Consider the following 26,958-nt stretch of genomic DNA (forward strand, 5'->3'; position numbering starts at 1 on the left):
GCCATAAGGCACAGATGACAAACGCTGATTTTCTAAAATCCCCACTACCCGAAGCCGTTGATGTGCCCGGCCTGGACATCACTGGCCCGGGTCGTTTTTACAACCGCGAACTCAGCTGGTTGGGGTTCAACTGGCGTGTTTTGGAAGAGGCGCAGAACCCGCGCGTTCCCCTGCTGGAGCGGCTGCGCTTTTTGTCTATTTCGGCCACCAATCTGGATGAATTCTACAACGTCCGCGTTGCGGGTCTGCGCGAACTGGCCCACGCCGGAAATACCACCCCGGCCGACGACGGGCTGACTCCGGCTGAGCAGCTGGTACTGATCAATGAAGATGCCCGCAAATTGCTGGAGACACAGCAAGACACATTCGAGGCGCTTCGCGTTGAGATGGAAGCCGAGAAAATCTCGATCCTCGACAATGCGCATCTGACCGAAGCGGATAAAACCTATCTGGCCGATGTCTTTTTGCACAAAGTCTTTCCAGTTCTGTCGCCTCTGGCTATCGACCCGGCCCACCCGTTCCCGTTCATACCGAACCTGGGCTATTCTCTGGCGCTGAATCTTGAGCGCAAGAAAGACAAACGACCCTTGCAGGCCCTGCTACCTATCCCACAGCAGATTGACCGGTTCGTCACCCTGCCCGCGCCTGAAGGGACTTTTCGTTTTCTGCCGCTGGAAGAGTTGCTTTTACTGCACCTCAACAGCCTTTTTCCCGGCTACAAATACATCGGCCACTGCGCGTTTCGCGTGTTGCGCGACAGCGATCTTGAGGTCGAGGAAGAAGCCGAGGATCTGGTGCGCGAATTTGAGGTTGCCCTCAAACGTCGCCGTCGGGGCGAAGTTGTGCGCATGAAAGTCTCGGCTGGCGCCCCCGAGGCCCTGCGCCAACTGATCATGGAGGAACTGCACGTCAACCCCGACGAAGTGGTAGAGGTCAAAGGACTTATCGGTCTGGCCGATCTCAAAGACCTGGTGCTGGAATCCCGCCCCGATCTGCTGTGGCCCAGTTTTACCCCACGCGTGCCGGAACGTGTGCAGGATCATGACGGCGATATGTTCGCTGCGATCCGCCAGAAAGATATGCTGTTGCACCACCCCTACGAGACCTTTGACATGGTGGTGCGGTTCCTCACACAGGCCGCGCGTGATCCCGATGTGGTGGCAATCAAGCAGACACTTTATCGGACCTCGAAAAACTCTCCCATCGTCGAGGCCTTGTGCGAAGCAGCGGAAGACGGCAAATCCGTCACCGCCCTGGTAGAATTGAAGGCCCGTTTTGACGAAGCGGCGAACATTCGCCAGTCCCGCAGGCTGGAGCGGGCGGGCGCGCATGTAGTGTACGGCTTTCTTGACCTTAAAACCCACGCCAAAATCTCGATCGTGGTACGCCGGGAAGGCGACAATCTGGTGACCTACACCCACTATGGCACCGGCAATTACCACCCCATTACGGCCAAGATTTACACTGACCTGTCGTTTTTCACCTGCGACGCCACGCTGGGCCGCGACGCGACCAAGGTGTTCAACTACCTGTCTGGCTACGCTCAGCCGGACAGCCTTGAAAACCTTGCCATCTCGCCGATCTCGCTCAAGTCCCGGCTGCTTGAGATGATCGCTCGCGAGGCGGATTTCGCGCGCGAGGGCAAGCCTGCACAAATCTGGGCCAAGATGAATTCACTGATCGAGCCCGATATCATCGACGCGCTTTATGCCGCCAGTCAGGCGGGGGTAAAAATCAAACTGGTGGTACGTGGCATCTGCGGCTTGCGCCCCGGCATCAAGGGGCTGAGCGAAAACATCCGGGTCAAATCCATCATTGGCCGGTTTCTGGAACATTCGCGCATCGTGTGTTTTGGTAATGGTTCGGGCCTGCCGTCAAAAAAGGCGCGGGTCTATATCAGTTCAGCCGACTGGATGGGGCGTAACCTGAACCGGCGCGTTGAAACGCTGGTCGAAATCGAAAACCCCACCGTCAAGGCTCAGATTGTCGGTCAGGTAATGGCCGCCAATCTGGCCGATGTGGCGCAAAGCTGGGTGATGGCCCCCGATGGCAGCTTTACCCGCACGCCAACGCCCGAAGGCGAGTTTGCGTTCAATTGTCACAGGTTCTTCATGGAAAACCCGTCATTATCAGGCCGCGGCTCGGCTGGGGCTTCGGATGTGCCCAAACTAACCCACACCGAAGATTGACCCGTCTCGCCCGACGTCGCATATATGAAACGGCCCAGAACCGGAGGTGACATGGACAGTAGCGATCCGGCGCATCAAGATGCAGGCCCCTTTGGCCGCGCCCTGTTTGATAAGCCTTCGGCGCGGGCACTCAGCCGCGTGGGTGTGGTTGATGTCGGATCAAACTCTGTCCGGCTGGTGGTTTTTGACGGCGCCGCGCGCAGCCCGGCTTATTTTTTCAATGAAAAGATCATGTGTGCCCTTGGCGCCGGAATGTCCGAAACCGGTCGCCTGAACCCCGAGGGTCGCAAACGCGCACTGGCTGCAATCAAACGCTTTCAATTGCTGGGCGAGGGCATGGGCACCGGCCCGTTGTCGGCGGTTGCCACCGCTGCCGTCCGCGAGGCCGAAGATGGCCCGGAATTCCGCGATCAGGTCGAGACCGAAACCGGCCTTAAGCTATTTGTCATTGATGGCCGCGAAGAGGCCCGCCTGTCGGCACAGGGCGTATTGCTGGGCTGGCCCGGGGCGTACGGGCTTGTCTGCGACATTGGCGGCTCGTCGATGGAACTGGCCGAGATCAACGGCGGGCATGTAGGCAACCGCGTTTCATCCCATCTTGGCCCCTTGAAACTGCGCGATATGAAAGGTGGCAAAAAGGCCCGCAAGGCTCACATCCGCGAAACGCTTGCCGCCATGCGGGACGAGCTGGGACCCCAGAGAAACCGGCTTTTCCTGGTGGGGGGATCATGGCGGGCCATCGCCAAGGTAGATATGGCGCGTCGTGGATATCCGCTGCATGTCCTGCACGAATACCGCATGACCCCCAGTGCGGTGCGCGATACTGTCAATTTCATTGCCAAATCCGATATCGAAGAACTGCGCCAGCAGGCCGGTGTCTCAACAGCCCGAATGTCGCTGGTGCCAAACGCCGCAGAAGTCCTGAGCGAAGTGGTGAAGACCTTCAAACCCCGCGATATCGCTATTTCCAGCTATGGTATCCGCGAAGGGCTTTTGTACGAACAGATGCCCCAGCAACTGCGCGACCGTGATCCGCTGATCGAGGCCTGCCGCTTTGCTGAATCAAAAGATGCCCGCGTACCTGGTTTCGGCAAGGTGTTGTATAATTTCATCCAACCGCTCTTCAAATCTGCAGGGCCCGAGCGCACGCGCCTGATCAAGGCCGCCTGCCTGTTGCACGATGTCAGCTGGCGCGCGCACCCCGACTATCGCGCCGAAGATTGCTTTGACAACGCCACCCGCGCCAACCTGGGCGGGCTGAAGCATTCCGAACGGGTATTCCTGGGCCTGGCCCTGCTGCACCGCTATTCGAACAAGCGCGATGGCACCCGGTTTGAAGATCTGTATGGGCTGGTGACAGAAAAGGATCAGCTCGAGGCTGAAATCCTGGGCAAGGCGATGCGATTTGGCGCTATGCTCTGGCTTAAAAAGAACGCCGATCTTGGCGAAATGCGCTGGTTCCCAAAGAAAAAGGTCCTGGAACTGCGCCTGTCGGTTAAAGCCGCCCCGCTCTTTGGCGAAGTCGCTGCGGCGCGCTTCGCATCTTTGACTGACTCACTTGGTGCTGAATCGGTCATCAAGGGCCTCTGAGCAGGCGATTGGATATTTCGCCTTCACCCGAGGCAGGGTTAAGGCCAAACGCTTCAAATCTCGATTTCGCTGTCCGGCTCTTGGCTCAACTCTTGCGGTGTTTTCTTGCGCAGGATGATATCCCCGTTGGGCAGAATCTCGGGCGGGTGATAGGCATTCAGATCATCAATCTTGCCCATGAGATCCGCAAAAGCCGGCCCCATTTCCTGTACGAATTCGCGTAGCGCGGGTTCCATCTCGTCGGCCAGTCCGCGCAGATCGTCCAACGCAGGCTCCATCTCGCGCATGATGCCCTCGAAAAACAGCTTTGCGCCCTCTTCCATCAGGGAAAACCCATTGTCGTCAGCCGCATCATCCGCCAGCGCGGGCAACGCGCTCAGGCAGATAGCGGCGGTTATCGTGGCAAACCGTTTCATCAGCTTTATATAAGCAGGGTCGTCAGGATTTGTAGATCACAGATCAACATCAATCGTCACCGGAAAATGATCCGACGCCGTCAGCAAAGCGTCACACAGCTCGTGCATGTTCCAGCAATCCGGGTCGTCAAACGGGTGCCATATGCGCCATTTTGGTTCTTTGGCCCGCAGATCCGGCGAGACCATGATGTAATCCAGCAAAGCCTGCATATAGCGTTTTTCATGCTTCAGATAAAACCGCGCGGTCGAATTGATCACCCCGATCTTCCGCGTCAGGGCGCGCCTTGCATGTGGATCATACAGCTTCAGATCGGTATCGCTTCCTTCGCCCATGATGATCTCGATCGAGGACCGCCCGAACAGATGCTCATATTCGTCAAGGCCCGGACCGTCATTCAGGTCACCAAGCAGGACCAACGGATCGCCGGCATCAAGATGCGCCTGCACACGCTGCCGCAGCCATACCGCCTGCGCCATCTGTTTACGCCGGTTCGAGATCGCCATACGCATCACCTCGTCCCGGTTTCGGGCCCCATGCGGTGCCTTGGATTTCAGATGTGCCCCGATCATCCGAAATGCAAAACCGCCCGCCGTTGTGACGGCTACTTCAAAAGGCGGCTTTGAGAATTCAACCAGATCCTCGGTGGCGTCTATATCCAGGTCAATCCGGAACACCCCGTCAAACCGCGGCGCATCGGTCGATCCTTTGCGACCGGTCTCCTCTCCTTTCGGGTCATGAACCGCAGTCAGGACATCCGGATCATAAAGCAGCGCAATCTCCTGCTGGGTATCGTTTTCAAATCCCACCAGTGCCTTGCGGGTGCGCAGCTGCATCTTTCGGGCAAAATTTTCCAGGGCGGGAACGGTCGAGCGCTTGCCATTGTGATCCGGCGCTTCAATGATCATAACCGCGTCTGCATTCATGGCCGTAAAGACAATACCCAGAGCGGCCAATTGATCGGCCCGGGTCACGTCATACCTGGCAGACCATTCGCCATCGTCCAGCATCTGACCTTCGTCGTCGAACAGCGCGTTGAACCATTCAACGTTATAGGTCGCAATCCGCATCTCAGCCCCTTTCGCTGATTTCCTCCCAGGCACGATTGATATCAACCATGCGCTTTTCGGCCAGCTTTACCGCTTCTTCGGGCACGCCGCGCGCCATCATCTTGTCGGGATGCGTTTCGCGCACCATCTGGCGCCAGATGGTGCGTATTTCATCGAGGGGGGTATCAGGCGTGACCCCCAGAACCGAATAGGGATCGGGTTTGGCATCCGGGACAAACCTGCTGCGCAGTCCGCTGAACTGTGCGTCGGAAATGCCAAAGATTTCCGCGACACGGCCCAGAAACAAATCCTCGTTCGGATGGTACACACCATCCGCCATGGCGATGTGGAAAAGCCCTTCCATCAGGTCGCACAGCGTACCATCCTGATCCCCGAACATCCGGCTGATCCGGGTGGCATATTCCTCGAATCCCGCCACATCCTGACGCGCCAGGTTAAACACCCGCGCCGCACCTGCCTCGTCGGCCTGGGCAATCTGGAACACTTCGCGAAAGGCGGTCACCTCGTCGCGCGTCACCAGACCGTCGGCCTTGGCCATCTTGGCGCTCAGGGCGATAACCGCGATGGTAAAGGCCACACTGCGTTCAGGCGGGGTGCGCAAACGGTCAAAAACCGCACTCAGCCCCTCGCCGCTGGTCAGCGCAGACAGCGCTTCGGATATTCTGGTCCAGATCGACATCGCGCCCAACCTACCGGCTTTGCCCCTGCTTGTCAGCGCAGGTTTTAAAGAAGTTTCTGTAACAGGATCAAATCCATCCAGCGTCCGAATTTACGGCCTGTTTCCGGCATAAGCCCCACCTTCTGGTATCCAATTCGTTCATGAAAGGCCACGGCACCGGGATTTTCAGAGCTTACACCGGCCACCATCACATGCAGGCCGGCATGACGTGCCTGATCTTCCAGCCGTGCCATCAACGCGCGCCCCGTACCCTGTCCCCGTGCGCAGGGCGCTAGAATCACCGTGTGCTCAACCGTGTGCCTGTATCCCGGCCCGCCGCGAAACGGTCCGTAGGTGGCAAGCCCCACCACCTGACCTGAATCTTCTGCAACCAGAAACGCATCACCGCGCGCCTTGATATCCGCCCGCAATCCTTCCGGCGTTTTTTCGATCGTGCTGAAAGTCACGCTGGTGTCGCGGATCAGCGGGTTCCAGAACCCGGCGATACACTCGGCATCGTCGACCCGGGCCGTACGGATGATCACTCCAGCACCCGTTGACCCAGGGGCGTCATGATCTCGGCAACAAGCGCTGCCGGGCCGGTCTCAAATACGATACGCGGATCCTCCAGAACCGGCGCCAGCGCCGCCTGCAGGTGGCCCGCATGCGGATGGCGGATCAGCAGGCGCTCCAACCGGCAGCCCGACGGCGCCAACAGGTGCGCCGGATGCTGCGTGCATTGCCATTCGATCAATGCCGGGAAATGGTTGTCATAGGGCAGAATTCCATCATCTGGCACCGCCATTTTCCAGCGCAGATCGCCCCGTGCCAGTGCTACGGGTTGCCCCGCCGCCGGAAACTGCGCAACCTCGCGGTCCAGATTATCCGTGCGACATATCCAGTTACTCAGCCGCGGCTTCCCCTGAAACCGGTCCAGATCAAACCACCGTGCATAACAGGGTTTGGGGGCTCCCGGGTCAATCGCGATGACCTCAAGGTATAATCCGTCTTCCAGCCCCAGCAGCATGTTATGCGTGCCAAAATGCGCATGTTGCCCGCCAGGCTGCAGGGCAACACCAAGTGCGCCTTCAACCATCGCGCGCCCCGCATCCAGCGTTTCTGCCGCGACGGCAATATGATCCAGGTGCAGCATGGTTCCTCCGGTGACGCGTCCCAGTTCCGGACACAGACCAATGCCAGTTTGTCCAAGGCAGGGATACATAAGTGGTTAACGCAGAAAAAGGCAATGTTGTTGCGCGCCATTTACCGTTTCTGCGCTTATACCGCTTCGGGAAAAATCTATTTGACGCGCATGCTCCCGGCCTTCGCCGTCTTCATTCCCGTTCTGTCATACACCATCAGACATAAGTCGGATCATCTCAGCCCAAAGCGCCCCAAGCCTAACCGACGTAACTGACCAGCCTGAACAGCGCCCAAAGGGCGACCAGAACGGTGGGATAGAACGTGGCGGCAAAGCCAAAGGCCCGCAGCGGTGGCGACATGTGATAACCGCCCCAGAAAGCCAGTCTTGCCGCGGCAAATCCCAGTCCCAACACCATGATAACCCCCGGCCCCTCGCCCGCCAGAATAACCGCAGCGGCGGGCCAGACACACAGCGCCAGCACCAGTTGCTCAACCGTGTTTACCAGAACTCTGTGATCAATCTCGGCGCTGCTTTGTGATTCAAAAGGCTGCCCGTCAATGAGTGCGTCGTCATAGAACCGCCGCTGCGCCAGCCGCCCGATCATCATGATCAGAACCAGACCCGGCGCCAGAAACGCAGTCATGATCGTGGGCATCAGGGTGAACACCGGCAGCACCACAAAATTTGCAGCCCCCCACAGCAGCGCCATGGCCCAGATCAATCCCGCCGTCATACCGACCGTAATTTTGCCCCGCTTGCCCATCGTGCTCTTTCATTTTTCCCAAAAATACTCTCGGGGGGCACGCTGATACTGTCAACAGTATCAGCGGCGGGGGGCAGATCGCCCCCCGGGCGTTGGCAACATCACGCCCGCGCTTCACGGATCAGGCGCAAAATGTCCTGGGCCGCTTGCGGAATGTTGGTGCCCGGACCAAAGATTGCCTTCACCCCGGCCTTTTTCAGAAAGTCGTAATCCTGCTGCGGAATAACGCCGCCGCAAATGACCAGAATATCCCCTGCATCCTTGGCTTTGAGCGCCTCGATCAGTTTGGGCGCCAGCGTTTTATGCCCCGCCGCCTGAGAGCTGATGCCGATCACATGCACGTCGTTGTCGACCGCATCCTGGGCGGCCTCTTCCGGCGTCTGAAACAGCGGGCCGACATCGACATCAAACCCAATATCGGCAAAGGCAGTGGCGATCACCTTGGCACCGCGGTCATGGCCATCCTGGCCCATCTTGACCACCAGCATCCGGGGGCGGCGCCCCTCATCCTCGGCAAAATCCTCAATCGATTTCTGGATCGCGGCAAAACCTTCGTCGCCCTCATAGGCGGCGCCATAGACGCCTGCCAGGGTTTTCACTTCGGCGCGGTGGCGGCCGAATTCCTTTTCCATACTCATGCTGATCTCTCCGACCGATGCTCTTGCGCGGGCGGCCTCAACCGCCGCCTCCAACAGGTTGCCGCCTTCCTTCGCGCGGCGTGTCAACTCGTCCAGCGCCGCCTGACAGGCCGCCTCGTCACGGGTTGCACGGATATTTTTCAGGCGCGCGACCTGCGAGTCGCGAACCGATGTGTTGTCGATATCGCGGATATCAATCGGGTCCTGTTGCGCCAGCTTGTATTTGTTGACGCCAACAACCACCTCATCCCCGCGGTCGATCATTGCCTGCCGCCGGGCCGCTGATTCCTCGATTCTCAGCTTGGGCATGCCTGATTCAACCGCTTTGGTCATGCCGCCCATTTCTTCGACCTCTTCGATCAGTTTCCAGGCTTCGCTGGCCAGATCGGCAGTCAGTTTTTCAACGTAATATGATCCCGCCAGCGGATCGACCACATGGGTCACCCCGGTTTCTTCCTGCAGGATCAGCTGGGTGTTGCGGGCTATCCGGGCACTGAAATCAGTGGGCAGGGCAATTGCCTCGTCCAGCGCGTTGGTGTGCAATGACTGCGTGCCGCCCAGCACCGCGCTCATCGCCTCATAGGCGGTGCGTATCACGTTGTTATAGGGGTCCTGCTCCTGCAGGCTGACACCCGACGTCTGGCAATGGGTGCGCAGCATTTTCGAGCGTTCGTTTTTGGCGCCAAACTCGGTCATGATGCGGTGCCACAGCAGGCGAGCGGCGCGCAATTTGGCCGCTTCCATGAAAAAGTTCATGCCGATCGCAAAGAAAAAGCTCAGCCGTCCGGCAAACTTGTCCACATCCATGCCCGCCTCGATGGCAGCGCGTACATATTCGCGGCCGTCCGCAAGGGTATAGGCCAGCTCCTGCACCAGGTTGGCCCCGGCCTCTTGCATATGATAGCCCGAAATCGAGATCGAGTTGAATTTCGGCATCTGGTTCGAGGTATATTCGATGATATCCGAAATGATCCGCATCGAGGGTTCGGGCGGATAAATATAGGTGTTCCGCACCATGAATTCTTTCAGAATATCGTTCTGAATGGTGCCTGACAGCACGCTCTTGTCATGGCCCTGCTCCTCTCCGGCGACGATGAAGCTGGCCAGAATCGGCACAACCGCCCCGTTCATCGTCATGGAAACGCTGACCTGATCCAGCGGGATACCGTCAAACAGGATCTTCATGTCCTCAACGGAATCAATCGCCACCCCGGCCTTGCCGACATCGCCTTCGACGCGGGGGTGATCGCTGTCATACCCGCGGTGCGTGGCCAGATCAAAGGCCACCGAAACCCCCTGCTGCCCGGCCGCCAGGTTACGGCGGTAAAAGGCATTTGATTCCTCGGCAGTGGAAAACCCGGCATATTGCCGGATTGTCCAGGGCCGGCCGGCATACATAGTGGCTTTCACGCCCCGGGTGAACGGCGCCTGCCCCGGAATTGTTCCCAGATGATCCAGACCGGTCAGGTCCTCTTCGGTGTAAAGCGGCTGAACCTCGATGCCTTCCAGCGTTTTCCAGGTCAGATCATCCAGGGGGCGGCCCCGCAATTCCTTTTCAGCAGCGCTACGCCAGTCGTCTTTCTTCGATACCATTGGGTTGTCCTCTTGTCGTATTCTGGCCTGTGGACGGGTTCTGCCCCGCCTTCTCAGGTCCGGTTTCCTCTATCAGTGTCGCGCACCCATCCGCCCCGGCCCGCAGCCAGAAAAGATCGTCCGCATAAGCCTCGCGCAGGGCGATGGTCTGGTGCCGGTCAAACGGGTGCCACCGGCCGGTTCCTTCGGGCAGGCGTCCGGCATCGCCGCCGCGATCCGTCACAATCTGGCGCAGCCTGGTCAGGTCAGGCGCGCGGTTGAGCCATTCGCGTGCATGTTTGCGCGGCGGGTTGGCCAGCCCGGTCATCTGTGCCAGCTTGCGCTCGGGCAGGCCGCCATAAATCTCATAGGGCATCACCTGAATCTCGGCGCCCGGCAAAGCGCAGTACAGATCAGCAACCACCTCGCGCCAGTGGCGGTTTGTGGTAACCAACCGGTCCAGGTCATCTTTGCGGGGCACCACGTGCCCGCGCCCAACGGCAAAAGCGGCTGACGAGGCCCAGAAACCATCCTGACTGCGGATCGACAAGGCGACACGCACGATCTTCCCGGCAAATGCGTCGTTGTATCTTGCCATCCGTTCACCCACCCCGGCGTAGAGGCAGGAATCGCGCAAATTTTTGCGTGCCGCGCCTATCATGTTTTCATCGCTGACGATCAGTTGGCGGATGCCCTTGTCGCGCGCCGTTTTCAGGTGAAGCGCGATGCGGCCCTTGGCCCGGCCAAGCTGGTCTGCGGCTGTGCGCCTGCCCGGCACCGGGATGATACCGCTCAGCAAACCGTCCCGCGTTCGCAAAGGCCCCCAGAAACCAATACCCTCCGGCATAAGCTTCGCCGCATTTTCACGCATATAATGCTGAAAGCTGGTGGATGCCGTTCTATGGGCCCCCAAATGCAATATCACATCCATCGTTACGCGCACCTTTCGCCGGATTGCCGCGAAACGCGGGCTTGGAACGGTCATGGCCTGCATGATGCCCCTCCAAAGCTGACAATGCGATTAACACTAAAATTTTCATCACCCCCGTTGCGATTGGCCTTCGCATTCCCGGCAGCCGCCCCTATATCTTGGCTGACAGGAGGGACGATGAAGCAAACCATATCCTTTGTTTTTCTGACGCTTATCGCAGGCTTTGCCTTTGCAGATACGCCCACGGTGACGGACGATCCTGCCGAACCGCAGGTGATCCGGTCCGGCCTTGAATCGGATTTGAATGAATTTGTCTGGATAAAACGACCGCTTGTCATTTTTGCCGACTCTCCGGCGGACCCCAGGTATATCCAGCAGATGGGATATATCACCGAAAGGCTGGATGTTCTTGCCGATCGCGATGTTGTTGTCCTGACCGATACCGACCCTTCTGCCAAAAGTGCCCTGCGCAAAGCACTGCATCCGCGCGGCTTCATGCTGGTTCTGATTGGCAAGGACGGCACCAAGTACCTGCGCAAACCCTTTCCCTGGGACGTGCGCGAAATCACCCGCGTGATCGACAAGCTGCCGATGCGCCAGCAAGAGCTGCGCGACCGCCGTAGCGGTAGCTGACGGGCGCAAGGCTCAACCATCAGCTGCCCCCATTGCCACGATTAGCATACCTGTCCGCGGGTCCAGCAGCATCAGCGCCGCGTGGCGCTTGTCATAGGCCAGCACGGCGCGTGGATTGACCAGCGCATAGCGAAAGGCGCTTTCAACCGTTTCATTCATACACGCACGCCCCTCAAGGGCCGCGCGGCGCATGCCGCTTCCGGTTGCGCGGTCTAAGTTTACCAGTGCCACCATCCCGGCATCCGGTGTCTGTGACGGATCATCCAGTGCCGCGGCACCGCGACGGGCCAATGCAATCACCATTTCGGGCAGGCCCTGCGTGACTGGCATGGCAGATTTCACGGCGTCATCGGTCAGCCCGAAAGCGCCCGCTGCGCAGTTACCCGTCGCATGAAAGGCCACTGTCGGACCCAGTGCATACCATTGTTCCAGCCGCCCGCGCAGCGCTTCTTCATCCTCGCGCGAACATCCCGCAATCATAGACAGCACCAGACAGGCCAGCACCAGCGGTGCCTGGCTGTGGGATCGCATATGATCGCGGGTCAGGTTCATGAATTCATTCGAACTCCATTATCACATCATCCACCGCCAGACTGTCACCGGGACCGGCATTGATCTTGCTCACTACCGATTTCCTTTCGGCCCGCAGAATGTTTTCCATCTTCATCGCCTCGACCGTGCACAGCGCCTGCCCTTCCTGCACCTCGTCGCCAACCTCGACATTGACCTTCACGATCAGGCCGGGCATCGGGCACAGCAGCATCTTGGATGTATCAGGTGGCAGTTTCTCGGGCATTAACGCGGCCAGTTCAGCCTGACGCGGGGTGCGCACATGCACTTTCAGATCTGCGCCCCGGCTGCGGATGCGGAAGCCGCCGCTGATCTTGCCGACCTTCAGGACCAGGGGCGATCCATCCACCTGCAGCGTGGCCAGTTGATCACCCGGTGTCCAGTCACTGGTGACGCGCATCTTGTCGCCATCCTCAAACCGCACCGTCGATCCGGCGGGATCGGCATCAATCGTCACCGGAAAGCTCATCCCCTGCAGGCTGACAACCCAATCATTGCCGACATGGCGTTCGTGATTGTCCATCCGGCCCGACACGCGGGTACGGCGTATCTCGGCGACACGATGCATCGCCGCAGAACTGGCGGCAATCCGGCGCAGGGCATCTTCTTTCAGTCCAACCCCTTCAAACCCATCGGGATATTGCTCGTCGATGAAAGCGGTTGTCATTTCTCCGGCAATGAAGATCGGATGATCCATCACCGCCGCCAGAAACGGCAAATTGTGCCCGATGCCTTCAATCTCGAAACTGTCCAATGCGTTGCGCATCCCCTCGATTGCCTCGGCGCGGGTATGGCCCCATGTGCACAGCTTGGCGATCATCGGGTCGTAGTACATGCTGATTTCGCCGCCCTCATAGACGCCGGTATCGTTGCGCACCACAGCGCCTTCAATGGCCAGTTCCTCGGGTGGGCGATAGCGGCTCAGACGGCCAATGGAAGGCAGAAACCCACGATAGGGGTCTTCGGCGTAAAGGCGGTTTTCAATCGCCCAGCCATTGATTTTCACATCCGACTGTTTCAGCGCCAGTTTTTCGCCATAAGCCACACGGATCATCTGTTCGACCAGATCAACACCGGTGATCAGCTCGGTCACAGGATGCTCCACCTGCAGACGCGTGTTCATCTCGAGAAAATAGAAATTCCGGTCTCCATCAACGATGAATTCCACCGTCCCCGCGCTGGAATAACTCACCGCTTGCGCCAATGCGACCGACTGTTCGCCCATGGCCTTGCGGGTGGCCTCGTCCAGAAACGGGCTGGGCGCTTCTTCGACAACCTTCTGGTTCCGGCGCTGAATGCTGCATTCCCGCTCGTTCAGGTAGATCCCGTTACCATGGCTGTCGCACAGCACCTGAATTTCGATATGGCGCGGCTGGGTCACGAATTTCTCGATGAAAATCCGGTCATCGCCAAAACTGCTGGCCGCCTCGTTTTTCGAGCTTTGAAAGCCCTCACGCGCCTCGTCGTCGTTCCAAGCAATCCGCATGCCCTTGCCGCCGCCGCCGGCACTGGCCTTGATCATCACCGGATAGCCGACCTGATTAGATATTTTCACCGCCTCCTCGGCGTCTTCGATCAGGCCCATATAGCCCGGCACGGTGCTGACATTGGCCTCTTGCGCGATCTTCTTGCTGGTGATCTTGTCGCCCATCGCCTCGATCGCCCCCACCGGCGGCCCGACAAAGGCAACGCCTTCAGCCTCCAGCGCCTTGGCAAACCTGGGATTCTCCGACAGAAAACCATAGCCGGGATGCACCGCCTCGGCTCCGGTTTGGCGCACGGCCTCCATCACCTTTTCAATGACGATATAAGATTCGCTGGCAGGCGACGGGCCAATATGCACCGCCTCATCCGCCATACGTACATGCAGCGCATTGCGGTCTGCGTCGGAATAGATTGCGACCGTTTTAATGCCCATGGCTTTGGCGGTTTTGATCACCCGGCAGGCGATCTCGCCGCGATTGGCGATCAGGATCTTCTTGAACATCTCTCGTCCCTTCTTTTGGTTCTTGGCCACGCGACGTTGCGCGCGGATCCGGCATGCAAAAAACCACCGGCGCGCGGCAACGCACCGATGGTTTGATTATTCTTTTCAGCGCCCCCTGTGCGGGGGAGGATCAGGTTAGCAGCGGCTTGGGTAGGTCTGGCAATAGACGACGTTCCCTGCCGCGCCGACAGCTGCACCGGTAAGGACACTGCCGCCAACGACCGCGCCTGTGATCGCTCCGGCGCCGCCCCCCAGAACAGCCTGTTCAGGAATTGTATCGCCGCAGGCCGACAGGCCGACAAGGGCCGTGACTGCCAGGGTTTTTGTAAGAATCGACTGCATCTTAATTTGCCTCGTATTTTGTTATTGGGCTTCTTCCGCACACTCAACGCCAATCCACGGCCATCGTCAAAACCAGTCTGCACCCGCGAACCTATAACGGCAAAGCTTCGCCGATCACGCCGACCTGCAGCACCAAACAAAAAAGTGGGCGGCTTGCACCACAACGCGCAAAGCCGCCCTTCAGGGGAAGGGTAACGGATTAGACTTAATGTCTCAGCCCCTTGGGGGAGGGCCTCCACTACGCCATTGACGCTGCACACAATTCCCCGGTTTTCCAAGCGGATTGAAAACAGCGCAACCACATCGGCTGCATTCCGCGTAAATCCGCAAGTCATGGGCAAAATCGCGCCAATCGAAGACACTACCACCCCTCCCCGTCGCTGAATGCATCAGGAAAGGAGGCGCGCGCCGCCTCGACGTCCAGCACCAGCAATGCGTCATAGCTTGCCGGGTCGAACGGATCTTCGGCAGGTAATACCTCACGACCGAAAAGCCAGTTCAGCCGCCCGGCGTCCAGATTGCCGCGCTCAAACGGCTGATCGCCAAAATTCTCCCACAACGCTCGCACAAAGGCCGCGTCCGCGCGCCGGTCAACCGACTTGCGATCACGATACCGCTCTCGGGGGATCAAAGGTGTCGCGCCCTTGGGATTGGCGCGTCTTACGGTAAATTGAAAATCCGATCCGGGAAGACGGCCCGGAAACCCGCGATGCTTCAGCATGATGCGCCCTCGCTATCAGCGAAGGCGCCCCACAAGGCCCCCCCGACCAGTTCAATTGACCGGGGGAACGGGTAAATGTCAGACTGCGCCGCCCTGACCCTGGCCACTACCCTGGCCCTGACCAGTTCCCTCGCCCGGCCCAGGCCCGGCACCCGGCCCAGAGCCCGCATCCGGTCCTGGCCCTGTACCCGGATCACTTCCGGGGTCAGATCCGGGATCTGATCCGGGATCACCTTCCGAGCCGTCGCTTGAATCACCGGTTCCGGATGCGCCATCTTCGTTGCCGTTTGCGTCGGCAACCCCTGCCGACGCAGTTGAGGCACCAGCGTAACCGGCAGGCAGGCAGACGTCTCCGGACAGTGCATAGCCTTCCGGACACATGGCCTCGCCATATTTTGTGAAAGTCGGCTGGACACCAACAGGCGTCGGCTCTTCCTGCTGCGCACACGCGGCAAGGCTGGCCATTGCCGCACCAAGCAAGATTGTTTTTGTTTTTCCAAACATTCTTCAATACCCTTCCAAGATAGAAACACACAGCAATTACCGCCGTGCGCACGGGCAGAATATCGAACAAAATCTGGGATGAATTGATCTAGGTTAATCTCCGCACCAACAGCGGACAATGAAACCTGCGCCGGAACAGGCGCAAACGCCTGCCCCGAACTTTGCCCGAAGGTTTTACTTGTATTTGCCGGTGTGAACCGGTTCGACCGAAATCGGCTCCGGGTCGACGACAACGAATTCGTCTTCTGCCTGTTGGGCACAGGCCGCCACGAAGGCAACCAGACTGATGGCCAGCAGGCTCTTGATACTGTTCGACATTTATTTCTCCTGTATGTGAACGAAGACAAACCGGGAAAAATCCCCCGTGCCTGCCTCAGTTGCAAGGTTCGGTTTGCGTTTTTGCAACCGCGCGGCAGCATACTGGAAAATGAGTAAAATGGATACGCGTCAAAGGCGAACGCCCGCGCATGTGATCCGAAAGCCTCAAACGTGCAACCACCTAAGCTTTGGCCCGCAACATATTGTGTATCCATCAAAACATCTCCCAGATGCAGGTGTCATTTTCGATGCTATAGGCCTCGAAAACCTGCGTTACGTTGGGGTCGGCCACCCCAAATTCCGACGGACGGTCAGCAAGTGAAATAATCACCTGACGGGGCACAGGTCCAAGATTGGACAGGCGCGCCAGCGCATATTCGTTACACAGATATTCCAGATCAGCCCTCAGCTGATCAAAATCCCCGTCCCCGCCCTTGAACGCGGGCGCCACAAACCGAAACCGGTACACCAGCCCGCTGCCGGGTTCATTCCACAGCATCTCCTGCAGTTCGGCCTCCAGACCAGACGGCAAGAGGATTCCCTGATCGGCCAGCGCCACGGGCTTTTGACCTCCGCCCATCCACAACGCTCCCGCTGTGACCCCGGCAGCCGCCAACAAAGCGCCTGTGATCATGGCTGCTTTCATGCGGCCCACCGCATCCAGCGCGCGCGGTTCCTGGGACACTCCAGCACCTCGCCAATCCTTGTCTCGGCCATGGCCCGTGCAAATCTGCCATCCACCTGCCCGCCTGCAATCACGTCCAGACCCGCGTCAACGCGCGTCACCTGAACCACCGGAGAAAACCCGCGCAGATCGCGCAGCACCCGCCAGATATCCTGCCGGATCTGCCGGGCGATCCGGCGGCGCGAGCCACTTGGCAAAGTGGTCCGCACCGCCAGATCAAACCGCACCGGCACCCGGCGCGCATAGGTCAACACGCCGTCCTCCTCCAGGATATGCCAGTGCTTGTCTTGCATTTGCTTTTCGATCTTTCCAAAGGGCCCGGAATCGCTGCGGCACCATTGTCCGAATTGGACATTCACTGGGTTCCGGGCTGTGTTCAACCGCTTTAGAGGGGAATATTATCGTGCTTTTTCCATGGGTTGGACAGCTTCTTGTTGCGCAGCGAGGCAAAGGCACGGCTCACACGCATCCGGGTGCTGCGCGGTGTGATAACCTCGTCGATAAAGCCGCGTTCGGCCGCGACAAACGGGTTGGCAAACCGATCTTCATAGCTTTTGGTATGCGCCGCGATCTTCTCAGGGTCGCCCAGATCGGCGCGATAGATGATCTCGGTTGCGCCTTTGGCCCCCATCACCGCAATCTCGGCCGTGGGCCAGGCATAGTTGAAATCGCCGCGCAGGTGCTTTGACGCCATAACGTCATAGGCGCCACCATAAGCCTTGCGGGTGATCACCGTCACCTTCGGCACGGTCGCTTCACCGTAAGCAAACAGCAGCTTGGCCCCGTGCTTGATCACGCCGCCATATTCCTGTGACGTTCCCGGCAGAAAGCCCGGCACATCCACCAGCGTCAGGATCGGAATTTCAAAACAATCGCAAAACCGCACAAACCGCGCCGCTTTGCGGCTGCTGTCGATATCCAGACAACCGGCCAGCACCATCGGCTGATTGGCCACCACCCCCACGGTTTGCCCCTCAAGCCGCATGAAGCCGGTGATGATGTTCTTGGCAAAGTCTTCCTGAATTTCGTAAAAATCGCCTTCATCGGCGATCTTTTCAATCAGCTCTTTCATGTCATAAGGTGTATTGGCATTGTCGGGGATCAGCGTATCAAGGCTCTCCTCTACCCGGCCCGGCTTGTCAAAGAACGGGCGCACAGGCGCTTTCTCGCGGTTACTCAGCGGCAGGAAATCGACCAGACGGCGCACTTCGGCCATTGCTTCGACATCATTTTCAAACGCGCCATCGGCCACGCTTGATTTGCGCGTGTGGGTGCTGGCACCGCCCAGCTCTTCTGCGGTCACCACCTCGTTGGTCACGGTTTTGACCACGTCAGGACCGGTCACAAACATATAGCTGCTGTCTTTGACCATGAAGATGAAATCAGTCATCGCGGGGCTGTAAACCGCGCCACCGGCACAGGGGCCCATGATGACGCTGATCTGCGGGATCACACCGCTGGCCATGATATTGCGCTGGAACACCTCGGCATAACCCGCCAGCGATGCCACGCCTTCCTGAATGCGCGCGCCACCGGAATCGTTGATGCCGATGACCGGCGCGCCATTCTGAATCGCCATATCCATGATCTTGCATATCTTTTCGGCGTGGGTCTCGCTTAACGAGCCGCCGAACACCGTGAAATCCTGACTGAACACATAGACCATCCGACCGTTGATCGTGCCCCAGCCAGTGATCACACCATCGCCAGGCATCTTGACCTTCTCCATGCCGAAATCAGTGCAGCGATGCGCCTTGAACATGTCGAATTCTTCGAAACTGCCCTCATCCAGCAGCAATTCGATCCGTTCGCGCGCTGTCAGTTTGCCCTTGGCGTGCTGCGCTTCAATCCGGCGCTCACCCCCGCCCATGCGGGCTTCGGTGCGGCGGTCTTCCAGTACCTGAAGGATATCTTTCATGGCGGTCCCCTTGCGATTTTTCCGCTACAATAGGCAAAAAACCACAGGTAACAAAGCAGAATCCCGCAAATTTGCAAAATATTGAAAACCCTATTTTGAATATATGTAAATTTGCAAACCATCCCGCGTTGACATGGACATCACCATAGCGCCCTCCTACCCATTGGGTTATGACCAATGACCTACAGGTTCGGTTTCTCGACCGCACCACGCCACCGCATATAGCAACGCTTATCCTGCTTGCGGGAATTGCTGCGCTGGCGATGAACATATTTCTGCCCAGCCTTCCCGGAATGGCCAAGGAATTTGGCACCGACTACCGCGTGATGCAATTGTCAGTTGCGGTCTATCTCACGGTCAATGCAGTGCTGCAACTGGTCATCGGTCCGATCTCGGACCGGTGGGGGCGCCGCCCGGTTGTTCTGGCCGGAATAGTCCTGTTTTTAATGGCGACACTGGGCTGCGCCCTGTCGGGGAACGTATATGTTTTCCTTGGATTCCGGATGATGCAGGCCGCCATCGTCGTGGCCATGGTGCTCAGCCGCGCCATCGTGCGGGACATGGTACCGCAGGATCAGGCCGCAAGCATGATGGGTTATGTTACGATGGGCATGGCCGTTGTCCCGATGGTCGGCCCTGCCATTGGCGGCTTTCTGGACCAGTGGTTTGGATGGCAGGCAAATTTCTGGCTGCTGCTGGTGCTTGGCATGCTTGTTCTCTGGCTGATGTGGGCTGATCTGGGCGAAACCGCCCCCCTCAGCGGCCGCACCCTGGCCGGGCAGTTCCGCGAATACCCCGAGTTGCTGACCTCACCGCGTTTCTGGGGATATGCGTTTGCGTCAGGCCTGTCGTCGGGGGCATTTTTTGCCTATCTCGGGGGCGCCCCTTTTGTCGGGGACAAGGTATTCGGGCTGGAACCGGCCGAACTGGGGCTATATTTCGGCGCCCCTGCCATCGGCTACTTTCTTGGCAATTTCCTGTCGGGGCGGTTTTCCGTCCGGATCGGCGTCAACCGGATGGTGCTCTGGGGCACCATCGTAAATGCCGCCGGGATCGCGCTGAACCTTGCGTCGTTCTACGCAGGCCTGGGCACCGCTCTCAGCTTTTTTGGCCTGATGACCCTTATGGGTCTGGGAAATGGCATGACAATTCCCAATGCCACCGCCGGCGCCCTGTCCGTCCGCCCACATCTGGCCGGCACCGCCAGCGGGCTGGCAGGTGCGCTGATGATCGGCGGCGGCGCGGCCCTCTCGGCCCTTGCAGGTGCGCTGCTGACCCCCGGCTCAGGTGCCTTTCCCCTGCTCTGGATCATGCTGGTCACCGCCCTGCTGGCCGTTGTTGCCATTATTCTGGTTATCAGACGAGAGCGCAGGCTGGCGCACCCCTGAAACAACCGCGCCCCTGATTGGCCCAGGCTTATCGTCTGAAATCGGGTAGCCCAGGCAACGCCCGCTTCGCTGGTTTCGTGCAAGTCGACCGGTTTGCACCTATGGCTGCCTTGCGGACAAAGCGGACATATTGATGTGCGGAGCAGTCTGTTGCCCTGGCGCATTTCTGTATCGGTAGCGTCGCAGGTCACCTGAAACACCAATACGTCGCCCCCAATCCTATCCGCGCGGGCGGAAAGTACGGACTATTCCGCTGCTATTGCGTGTGTGTAATCGGATTGATCTTTAAATCGTGTCCATCTCAGATTTCCGCGATAGCGCCAGGACAGCCTGCCTTCATCATCCATGGCGATGAGGTGAAGCCACCCGTTGTCAAAAAGCTCGCACACACCGGGATGGCGCGTGAGAATCTCGGACATTGCTTCGCGTGGTGCTTCGACGATCACAGACAAGCGCAGCGGATCGTGTTGCAACCTGCTGCCGTCATGGACTGATTGCCACGGCAAACCCGGACGCGGGGCGCCGTTGTTGCCCTCCAGAACTCCGATGCCACCCACCACATTATGCAGCAGCTTGTTGCCGCCACCGAACAGGGTCGGCGCCACGGTCGAGCCGTAATACTGAAGGCTGATCCAACTGGCGACGACCACAGGGGCGGTCATGATCAATTCAAGAACGCCGAACCCGTCATCGCGACGCCAGTCGTAGTTGTGTAGGAATGCCTGCCCGGACAGGTCTGCGCCGTCAGTGCGGTGGCGCGGCGCGGCGATAAAGGCACGGCATCCAGCCAGCCCCCATTCGGGACGTGTTTCGGCCCAGTCCCGTGCCCGGTGTGGGACGGTCGCTGCTCCTGCCGCGCGCGGCAGACGTTGCGTGCGCTCTGCACGGGCGAGGCTCCCGGCCGCGGCCAGCCACTTTTTCAGCTGTGTGAGCCCGCCCGTTGTTTCACCATGCGGCAAATCCTGCTCGAAGAGGGTCACCTCGTCAGTCGTTGTATGGTGCATTGCGGGCAGGAACACCGTGTCCGAAGGGATGTCGATCCCGTTTTTACGCAACCCAAACTGCACGCCACGATCATTCAAAAGGCCAGCCAGAAGCCGGGCATTCACGTCCCCTGCGTAACCGCCACAGGCACCACACTGCAACGCGCTTTCGTGCGGATTGTTGGTCACGTCGGCGCCGTGACCGGTTAGCAATACGATCCGCGCAAAATTGTCTGTAAGTGACATGGCGGTCAGCACTGACTTCGCCAGTCCAACACGTGTTTCAAGGTCGATTGCCGGGTCTATCCGGGGTGTAGGTTCTGCTGTCGCCTTGCCGCCAAGACCCAGCGAATCCCGAACCAGTTTCCCTGCATAGAGCGGCCCTGTGGCCTCCACGAAGGCAAAAGACGATACAGCAGCCAGCTTGAACCGGCCCCAGGCCCGCTTAGCCCGTGCGGTGTGGCGGCGGTCAAGATCGGCCTTCTTGGGTTCGGCCGCCTGTGATGTCATGCCGGGTTGCAAGAGAACCGGCCCGCGCAGTTCGGTCACATCCGAGCCGGCGGCCTTGTGCGCGCTGGCCAGCCCGAAGAACCCGGCAAAACCGATAGTCTCGATGTTATTGTCCTGCGCTTCCAGTGCGCGACGGAAGACTTCGGAGCGAACGTCGATACAGAAGGCCGCTTGCACATCCGGACGGCCTTGGGCCTTGCGCGGTTTGCCCCGAAACAGCTTGTCTGCCAGAATACGCTGTTGTGCCCTTTCAGCGGCGTCCTGGAGCACCGCGTCGATGACAAGATCCCTTGAAGGAATGACAAGTGTCTGGTGGGCCGCGATAACCTCTGCCCAACGCGCCGCGATCTGCTCTTCATAGAGTTCAAACAGCGCTTCATCGAACACCATGCGGACAGCCAGAAGCTCGGTCACGGTGCTTTCCTGTTCGCCATCCAGTTCCGCCTGCCACAAAAGGTAGCGCCCGTATTGGGCCCATCCGCCCAGCGTCATCAGCCAACGGTGGAACGCGGTCGTCGCGGAACCGGTGGTCACTCCGAGCTTTTCCGAAGCGCGGCCTATGGCACGCCAATGCGACCGGTTGGTTTCAGCGACAAAGGCACAAAAGCCCGTCAGGCCCTGAATCTCGGGGGTCAGATCGCGCGAGGCGAAATCCCGCCAGGATTTGAAGGGCCCTCCGGTGTTGGCCTGCTGCCAGAGAGTCTGTCCCTGGTCAAAATAACTGGCGGCCCATGCTCCAATGCGGTCTTCGATCAGCCCCGGCCAGTCAATGCCCGAAACCTCCGCCGCCAACTCAGCCACAGTGGGAAAGGCCTTGGGCTCGGGTGTGTCATCCTCCAGAGCGGCTTTGATGTCCTGCAGGCCCAGCACATGGAACCGCCCTTCGACCGCAGTCAATGCATCCAGCAGGTCCGTTTCCGCGATTTCACCTGCGTCCAGTTTGCTGGCCCAGTGCGCGCGCGAAGGTGTAATCCGGGCGCCGCCCACCCGCGCCAGACGCGCAGCGGTGACCGCCAGGGTCTCACCGGTCTGGCCCAGGAAAGGGTTCACCGCAACATTCGCGGAAAGCGGGAAAAGCGGCGGGATCGCCTTGGCGACATTGTTGGCTTCGGCGACAAGTTCCAACAGGGCGGCGGGGTAGGACTCGAGTTTTGCAAACATGAGGTTTGTTCCTTTCAGGCTGCTGAGCGCTTGGACCGTCCGTCCAGAAGCTTGTCGAAGATCGCATTGGCATAAAGACCGTTGGTCAGGTGAACGCGAAGTCCGGCTGCCGCCGGGTGCGATGCCCACAGCGGGAATGTCGCCTGAGCCACGGCGACAAAGCCAAAGCTCACAAGCGCAAGGATGATGAGGGCCCACTCCAGGGGACCGGGGCTCGGGGTCGGGGGCAAGCTACCGGCGGTGAGAGACTGCGCGACGACCTGAAGGGCGAAATAGCTCACCGAAGTCACCAAGGCATAGATTGCAGTGCGCCGCATCAACGCGCGCGGTGCCGCATCGGCAAAGCCCTGCGCCAGCAGGTAGGCAACGCCAAAGATCAGGATCACGCCCAAGGCCATGGCCTGGATCGATTTCCCAACAAACCCCGGAATGGTGCCGACCAGACCATAGATGACGATGGCAATGGCAAAGGCCTGCAAGACGTTGCGCGCACTTGGCACGGCAATCGGTCCGGGGCGGCGGATAGCCGCGACATTGCGCACGGCCTCCCCAGAACTGAGGAACGCATGCGCCTTGTACAGCGAGTGCGCCACGATATGCAGCAAGGCCAGCGGGAACAGCGCCAGACCGCATTGCATGACCATGAAGGCCATCTGCGCGATGGTCGACCACGCCAGCGACGTCTTGACCGCCGGCTGGGTCAGCATCACCAGACCACCGAACAGCGCAGTGAACCCCCCAAGCATGACGAGGAGTGCCATGACCCCCGGAGCCAGAAGCATCACGTCCGCGAACCGGATCAAGAGGAACCCGCCCGCATTGATAACACCCGCATGCAGAAGGGCGGATACCGGTGTTGGGGCCTCCATCACTTCGGTCAGCCAGCCATGTACCGGGAATTGCGCCGATGCCAACACTGCCGAGACGGCGATCAGCAGGGCGGCCACCATTGTCAGCCAGTTGGCTTCGATCGTAGTCAGGATAGTTTCGATGTCGCTGGTCCCGGTTGCGGTGATCAGCAGAATGACAGCACCTGCCAGAGCGCCTTCACTCAGCCGCGCGACGAGTGCTTTCTTGCGGGCGGCGCGCCGTGCAGTTACGCGCTCGGGGTAAAAGAGGAGCAGCCGGTTTAGCGACACGCTGGTGAGTGTCCAGGCCGCGAAAAGCTGAAACAGATTGCCCGACATTACGATGAACAGGACAGCCGCCAGCGTCACGGACATCCAGGCGGTGAATGCCCCCTGTCGGGCTTCTCCATCCATGTAGGTCTTGGAATAGCGCAGCACAATCCAGCCGATGAAGCTGACCAGCACCAGCATCACCGCGCTCACAGCGTCGAGCCGCACGGACAGGCCAACGCCGTACAGTCCGATCAATGGCGATGTGCCGTCGCCTTTGATCACAAGGAGCGTTGCAGCCACCACCGCGACCACGAAGGCGGCGAAAGCGGCAGCCTCGGTCATCTGTGGCACCATTCCCGGACGGCGCCCCGGGTTTCGGGCCGCATGAAGTGCCGCCGCCAGCAGGACAAGTGGGCTGACAAGAGGCAAAAAGAGATAAGCCATGATCGAGATCCTTTTAGTTTTCGCGGCCAAAGACCTTTGGAAACTGGTTAGGATAGAAGTTCTGGCAATAAAAATTCATTGTTCTTGAGTTATCGTTCCATTAAATAGAACGTTATGCCATTGAACTATCATCACCTCCGGTATTTTTGGGCGGTTGCGCATGACGGGAACCTGACGCGCACGGCACAGCGGTTGAACCTGTCGCAGTCGGCCTTGTCAGTTCAGATCAAGCAATTGGAAGAACGTCTTGGCCATGCTCTTTTCGAACGGCGTGGGCGGCAGCTTCACCTGACCGAGGCCGGACGCATTGCATTGGACCACGCGGATGCGATTTTCTCGACCGGCCAGGAACTTGTCGCCACCCTGACGGGCACCGTTCAAAGCCGCAAAGCGTTGCGGGTGGGCGCGCTCGCAACCATGTCGCGCAACTTCCAGATCGGTTTTCTGGGGCCGATTCTGTCTCGCATCGATGTTGAGGTGATCCTGCGCTCAGGCAGTCCTACTGAATTGCTTGAAGGATTGGGAACGCTCAATCTCGACCTGGCGCTCATGAACCGCCCGCCACCAGACGACAGCCTGACACCGTACGAAACGCACCAGATTGGTGAACAGGACGTCAGCATCGTTGGTTCCCCAGAGAGGCTCGATCCGGACCGTCCGATCAGGGAACTTCTCCTCGATCAGCCCTTTATTCTGCCCACGACCGACAGCAGCGTGCGCACCGCTTTCGACGCCATGGCCAGCCGGTTATCCGTGCGCCCGCAAATCGCAGCCGAGGTGGACGACATGGCCATGATGCGCCTTTTGGCACGAGAGGATATCGGGCTTGCGCTTGTAGCACCGATTGTTGTGAAGGATGAGTTGAACTCCGGTCGGCTCAAGGAAGCCAAAGAGCACCCTCTGATCAAGGAAACCTTTTTCGCCATCACGCTACGGCGCCGGTTCCCGAATCCCTTGGTCCAGGATCTTCTCGAGCGAAGTACCAGTTCCGCGTTTTTGTCTTGAAGTGCAAACATGCGTGCAATCCGCAGACTGCCGAGCTACCAAAGGCTGTTCGACTTGCTGGGACCGGGAAATTCTCTTGCTTTGGCTTTGCCGACAAGATCGCTGCTTCTGCCAAATCAGAAATGGAAGCATGTCCGCTTCGGGTTCTTACCAGTCATCTGGCGCTTTCAGTCCATTTATCAGCCCTACCCCCAGATGATTGCAAATTTCGGTCCAGGATTGGCATGGCTTGCACCCGACGCTTTGCAAATCTAACCTGCAATAATAGCTAATCTGCAAACCTGGGAACCCGCCATGCCCCCTCAGAAACTCTATGCCGGTGCCAAACTGCGTGAAACCCGCCAACGCCTTGCGCTGACACAAAAGGATTTCGCGGCAAAGCTGGGTGTCTCACTTCCCTATCTGAACCAGATGGAGAACAACAACCGACCCGTCAGCACCACCGTGGTTCTGGCCCTGGCGCAGGAATTCGGCTTTGACGTGACCGAACTCAGCACCGGCGATGCCGAACGCATGGTCAGCGACATGCGCGAGGCCCTTGCCGATCCGGTTTTTGCCGATGATCCGCCCCCGCTGGCCGATCTGCGCCTTACCGCCTCGAACGCCCCGGCGCTGGCGCGCGCCTTTCTGGAACTGCACAGCGCCTATCGGCAGACCCACGAAAGGCTGGCCTCCCTGGACGAAGCCCTGGGTCGTGAAGATGCCCGCACCCAACCCAGCCCCTGGGACGAGGTGCGCGATTTCTTCCACTACTGCGACAACTATATCGACGCCGTAGACCGGGCCGCCGAACGGTTCGCGACCTCCTCGGAAACCCCCGGAAGCATCCGTGACATCGCCATCGCGCGCCTGTCAGAGATGGGCATCAAGGTCAGTTATTCCGACAGCCCCAGACTGCGGTTTTACGACCGGCAAACTGGCATGCTTTACCTGTCATCCCGCGCCCTGCCCGAAACCGTGACCTTTCAGATCCTGCTGCAGCTGGCGCTGCTGACGCAGGACAAACTGCTTGAGGCGACGCTGGATTTTGCCCGATTTCAATCGGATGCAGCCCGGGCCATCGCCAAAATCGGGCTTGCCAACTATTTCGCCGGCGCGGCCCTGATGCCTTACGGCGCCCTTCTTCGGGCCGCCAAAGAGTGTCGGCACGACCTTGAAATACTGGCAAACCGCTTTGGCGCCTCGATCGAACAGGTCTGCCACCGCCTGTCGACCCTGCAACGCCCCGGCGCCAAGGGCATTCCGTTCTTCTTTGTCCGGGTCGATCAGGCCGGCACGATCACCAAGCGCCACTCGGCCACCCTGCTGCAATTTGCCCGTTTTGGCGGGGCCTGCCCGCTGTGGAACGTGCACCGCGCCTTTGAAACCCCCGGTCGTTTCCTGCGCCAGCTGGCCGAAACCCCCGACGGCGTGCGCTATATCAGCCTGGCGCGCGACGTGTCCAAACCCGGTGGGTCTTTTGGTGCACCTGTGCGGCGCTTTGCCATTGCCCTGGGCTGCGAGATCAAACACGCCGAGGCGCTGGTCTATGCCGACAACCTGGACGTGACCAACGCCCGCGCGTTCGAACCGATCGGCATTTCCTGCCGGATCTGCGAACGCACCGAATGCCACCAACGCTCGGTTCCGCCGCTGGAACGCCGCCTGTCGATCACCCCCGATGAACGCGGCGTGCTACCCTACAAGGTGGGATGAAGTG

The 26,958-nt window shown here is 59.2% G+C and carries 25 protein-coding genes; 6 read left to right on the forward strand and 19 right to left on the reverse strand.

Features of this window, described 5'->3' with window-relative positions; translation table 11 throughout:
• Positions 1-14 precede the first annotated feature (14 nt).
• Together PEL8287_RS17565 and PEL8287_RS17570 are read left to right on the forward strand one after the other, a co-directional pair.
• Positions 15-2,189, forward strand: coding sequence for an RNA degradosome polyphosphate kinase (locus PEL8287_RS17565; RefSeq protein WP_085893738.1), 2,175 nt, complete (start codon positions 15-17; stop codon positions 2,187-2,189).
• 51 nt (positions 2,190-2,240) lie between these two features.
• Entirely contained in the window at positions 2,241-3,779 is a 1,539-nt protein-coding gene (locus PEL8287_RS17570; RefSeq protein ID WP_085893739.1) for a Ppx/GppA family phosphatase, read from the forward strand.
• A gap of 53 nt (positions 3,780-3,832) precedes the next feature.
• On the opposite strand, the gene PEL8287_RS17575 is transcribed toward PEL8287_RS17570, so the two are convergent.
• The 8 genes from PEL8287_RS17575 to PEL8287_RS17610 all read right to left on the reverse strand — a co-directional run bounded on the left by PEL8287_RS17575 (position 3,833) and on the right by PEL8287_RS17610 (position 11,032).
• A complete protein-coding gene (locus PEL8287_RS17575; protein ID WP_085893740.1) occupies positions 3,833-4,195 on the reverse strand; it encodes a hypothetical protein in 363 nt (120 codons plus the stop codon).
• 36 nt (positions 4,196-4,231) lie between these two features.
• A complete protein-coding gene (locus PEL8287_RS17580; protein WP_085893741.1) occupies positions 4,232-5,263 on the reverse strand; it encodes an endonuclease/exonuclease/phosphatase family protein in 1,032 nt (343 codons plus the stop codon).
• 1 nt (position 5,264) lies between these two features.
• Positions 5,265-5,942, reverse strand: coding sequence for a molecular chaperone DjiA (locus tag PEL8287_RS17585; protein WP_085893742.1), 678 nt, complete (start codon positions 5,940-5,942; stop codon positions 5,265-5,267).
• 44 nt (positions 5,943-5,986) lie between these two features.
• Positions 5,987-6,466, reverse strand: coding sequence for a GNAT family N-acetyltransferase (locus PEL8287_RS17590; protein WP_085893743.1), 480 nt, complete (start codon positions 6,464-6,466; stop codon positions 5,987-5,989).
• Positions 6,463-7,074, reverse strand: a complete 612-nt coding sequence (locus tag PEL8287_RS17595; protein WP_085893744.1) for a VOC family protein — start codon at positions 7,072-7,074, stop codon at positions 6,463-6,465. Before PEL8287_RS17595 ends, PEL8287_RS17590 begins: the two co-directional genes overlap by 4 nt.
• Before the next feature lie 247 nt (positions 7,075-7,321).
• Positions 7,322-7,828 carry an MAPEG family protein gene (locus PEL8287_RS17600; protein WP_085893745.1) on the reverse strand — a complete coding sequence of 169 codons (507 nt, stop codon included), beginning with the start codon at positions 7,826-7,828 and terminating at the stop codon, positions 7,322-7,324.
• Positions 7,829-7,929: 101 nt separating this feature from the next.
• Positions 7,930-10,059, reverse strand: a complete 2,130-nt coding sequence (gene scpA / locus PEL8287_RS17605; RefSeq protein ID WP_085893746.1) for a methylmalonyl-CoA mutase — start codon at positions 10,057-10,059, stop codon at positions 7,930-7,932.
• Positions 10,031-11,032: a hypothetical protein gene (locus PEL8287_RS17610; RefSeq protein WP_235862333.1), complete on the reverse strand. Its 1,002-nt coding sequence runs from the start codon at positions 11,030-11,032 to the stop codon at positions 10,031-10,033. Before PEL8287_RS17610 ends, scpA begins: the two co-directional genes overlap by 29 nt.
• A gap of 114 nt (positions 11,033-11,146) precedes the next feature.
• Here PEL8287_RS17610 and PEL8287_RS17615 point away from each other — a divergent pair, with 114 nt between their 5' ends.
• Positions 11,147-11,602 carry a DUF4174 domain-containing protein gene (locus tag PEL8287_RS17615; protein ID WP_085893747.1) on the forward strand — a complete coding sequence of 152 codons (456 nt, stop codon included), beginning with the start codon at positions 11,147-11,149 and terminating at the stop codon, positions 11,600-11,602.
• 12 nt (positions 11,603-11,614) lie between these two features.
• Here the strand turns inward: PEL8287_RS17615 and PEL8287_RS17620 are convergent, their stop codons facing one another.
• The 9 genes from PEL8287_RS17620 to PEL8287_RS17655 form a co-directional block, all read right to left on the reverse strand.
• Complete coding sequence (locus tag PEL8287_RS17620) at positions 11,615-12,154, reverse strand: hypothetical protein (RefSeq protein ID WP_085893748.1); 540 nt, start codon at positions 12,152-12,154, stop codon at positions 11,615-11,617.
• 4 nt (positions 12,155-12,158) lie between these two features.
• Entirely contained in the window at positions 12,159-14,159 is a 2,001-nt protein-coding gene (locus tag PEL8287_RS17625) for an acetyl-CoA carboxylase biotin carboxylase subunit (RefSeq protein ID WP_085893749.1), read from the reverse strand.
• A gap of 135 nt (positions 14,160-14,294) precedes the next feature.
• Positions 14,295-14,501, reverse strand: coding sequence for a hypothetical protein (locus PEL8287_RS17630; RefSeq protein ID WP_085893750.1), 207 nt, complete (start codon positions 14,499-14,501; stop codon positions 14,295-14,297).
• 361 nt (positions 14,502-14,862) lie between these two features.
• A complete protein-coding gene (locus PEL8287_RS17635; protein ID WP_085893751.1) occupies positions 14,863-15,222 on the reverse strand; it encodes a hypothetical protein in 360 nt (119 codons plus the stop codon).
• A 78-nt stretch (positions 15,223-15,300) separates the two neighbouring features.
• A complete protein-coding gene (locus PEL8287_RS17640; RefSeq protein WP_085893752.1) occupies positions 15,301-15,726 on the reverse strand; it encodes a hypothetical protein in 426 nt (141 codons plus the stop codon).
• 174 nt (positions 15,727-15,900) lie between these two features.
• Positions 15,901-16,044, reverse strand: coding sequence for a hypothetical protein (locus PEL8287_RS20110; protein WP_176228688.1), 144 nt, complete (start codon positions 16,042-16,044; stop codon positions 15,901-15,903).
• Between the two features lie 214 nt (positions 16,045-16,258).
• Positions 16,259-16,729 (reverse strand): DUF6497 family protein, encoded by a 471-nt coding sequence (locus PEL8287_RS17645; RefSeq protein WP_235862334.1) that lies wholly within the window; start codon positions 16,727-16,729, stop codon positions 16,259-16,261.
• Positions 16,687-17,022 (reverse strand): hypothetical protein, encoded by a 336-nt coding sequence (locus tag PEL8287_RS17650; protein WP_085893786.1) that lies wholly within the window; start codon positions 17,020-17,022, stop codon positions 16,687-16,689. The genes PEL8287_RS17645 and PEL8287_RS17650 overlap by 43 nt, the downstream gene beginning before the upstream one ends.
• A 92-nt stretch (positions 17,023-17,114) precedes the next feature.
• Entirely contained in the window at positions 17,115-18,647 is a 1,533-nt protein-coding gene (locus PEL8287_RS17655; RefSeq protein ID WP_085893753.1) for an acyl-CoA carboxylase subunit beta, read from the reverse strand.
• A 170-nt stretch (positions 18,648-18,817) separates the two neighbouring features.
• On the opposite strand from PEL8287_RS17655, the gene PEL8287_RS17660 reads away from it, so the two are divergent.
• On the forward strand, positions 18,818-20,035 hold the full coding sequence (locus PEL8287_RS17660; RefSeq protein WP_085893754.1) for a multidrug effflux MFS transporter: 1,218 nt from the start codon (positions 18,818-18,820) through the stop codon (positions 20,033-20,035).
• Positions 20,036-20,280: 245 nt separating this feature from the next.
• Here the strand turns inward: PEL8287_RS17660 and PEL8287_RS17665 are convergent, their stop codons facing one another.
• The gene (locus PEL8287_RS17665) at positions 20,281-22,689 is read right to left on the reverse strand and encodes a YbcC family protein (protein ID WP_085893755.1); all 2,409 of its coding nucleotides are present in this window, start codon (positions 22,687-22,689) and stop codon (positions 20,281-20,283) included.
• A 14-nt stretch (positions 22,690-22,703) separates the two neighbouring features.
• Entirely contained in the window at positions 22,704-24,254 is a 1,551-nt protein-coding gene (locus PEL8287_RS17670; RefSeq protein WP_085893756.1) for a proton-conducting transporter transmembrane domain-containing protein, read from the reverse strand.
• A gap of 114 nt (positions 24,255-24,368) precedes the next feature.
• Between PEL8287_RS17670 and PEL8287_RS17675 the strand changes: the two genes are divergently transcribed.
• Entirely contained in the window at positions 24,369-25,259 is an 891-nt protein-coding gene (locus PEL8287_RS17675; RefSeq protein WP_085893757.1) for a LysR family transcriptional regulator, read from the forward strand.
• 294 nt (positions 25,260-25,553) lie between these two features.
• Positions 25,554-26,954, forward strand: coding sequence for a helix-turn-helix domain-containing protein (locus tag PEL8287_RS17685; protein ID WP_085893759.1), 1,401 nt, complete (start codon positions 25,554-25,556; stop codon positions 26,952-26,954).
• Positions 26,955-26,958: the final 4 nt, after the last annotated feature.

This window comes from Roseovarius litorisediminis (genome assembly GCF_900172295.1).
GTDB classification, from domain to species: domain Bacteria; phylum Pseudomonadota; class Alphaproteobacteria; order Rhodobacterales; family Rhodobacteraceae; genus Roseovarius; species Roseovarius litorisediminis.